Source organism: Mycolicibacterium peregrinum, assembly GCF_001665625.1.
Lineage (GTDB): Bacteria > Actinomycetota > Actinomycetes > Mycobacteriales > Mycobacteriaceae > Mycobacterium > Mycobacterium peregrinum_B.
Map to the genome: position 1 here is coordinate 1 of NZ_LZSY01000083.1, position 1,323 is coordinate 1,323.

1 protein-coding gene is annotated in these 1,323 nt (G+C 63.1%); it reads right to left on the reverse strand.

Annotated elements, in window-relative coordinates:
• Positions 1 to 14 precede the first annotated feature (14 nt).
• Complete coding sequence (locus A5779_RS10910) at positions 15 to 1,244, reverse strand: DDE-type integrase/transposase/recombinase (protein WP_064881684.1); 1,230 nt, start codon at positions 1,242 to 1,244, stop codon at positions 15 to 17.
• Positions 1,245 to 1,323 lie beyond the last annotated feature (79 nt).

Consider the following 1,323-nt stretch of genomic DNA (forward strand, 5'->3'; position numbering starts at 1 on the left):
CCTGTTGCCTCATGTCAAGATGCGCGCGTAGGCGGGTTCGTTGCCTCACGTAATCGCGCGCGCTTGGTGATGGGCGGTTGGGCAGGGGCGGCCTTGGTGGTGGCCAGGGTGAACAGCTGCTCGGTCAGGGCGTGCACCTGTCGTGCGGTGGCGGCGGGGTTGATCAATGAGTAGGCACGGGTCATCGCCACGATGCGTTCGGCGGTCATGTCGGGGTGCTCGATTGCGCGGTGAAACGGAGTGGTCGCTTTGTCGTGTTTTTTCGATACTTTGGCCCCTTTGCGGACCTTGGCTACCAGCTTCTGCTGCGGGTAGAAAAAGTTGGTCAACCTGGATTGCAACCGCCAGATCTCGTTGAGCAGCAACAGTTCTGTGGCGCAGTCGTAGCGGTAATAGCCGACCAACATGCGCACCACCGACCAGTTCTTCTGCTCGACGTGACAGCCGTCGTTTTTATTGCCCGGCCGGGATCTGGTGAAGGTGATCCGACGCTTTGTGCACCATTCGAATAGGTCGTCGTTGATGAACTCTGATCCGTTGTCGGAGTCCACCCCCAGGATCGGAAACGGCAGCGCCCGCGCGATGTCGTCCAGGGCCGCCTTGACGCATTTGCCGGTCCGCTCAGCTATGGAGCGGTTCTCGGTCCAGCCCGTGGCCACGTCGGTGACCGTCAACGTCGAGGCATGGCCCCCACCGCGAACGCCGCCGTCATGCCAGACCGTATCGATCTCGACGAATCCTGGTCGCGCGTCGTCCCATTGGGCCCAGGTGCGCACCGGGATCTGACTTTTGAGCAGCGATCCGGGTTTGGTGCCCACGCGCCCGTGCGGCCGGAGTTTGGCGCGCGCGGCGGCCAGGCGGCGATCGATGGTGGCTGCCGACATCGACACCAGCAACTCGGCGGTGCTCTCGTCGATCGACAGTTCCCCGAAATGGCGCAGCACCCCCACCAGTTCACCAAGCATCGGCGCCAACCGTTTACCGGCCGGCATGTCCAACACCTTCCAGCACACCGTCAGCGCCGCGATAACGTCGTCGCCGTACGTCACCGGCCGCGGACTGCGTGGGGTGACGATTTTGGGTGCCAGCGCCGCTTTGAGCGCCTTGCGGGCATGGTTGCGATGCCAGCCGGTATTGGCGCACAACTCATCGAGGATCCGGCTCTTGCCGCGCTTGCTCGCCAGGACGTAACGGACGGCGGTCGTCTCCGCGACAGCTCTGCGCTCGCTCAACGTCAACCCCATCCACTGGGCCTACGCGCGCATTTTCAATGAGGCAACGAATCACCCGTACGCGCGCATTTCTGATGAGTCAACGCGGTCA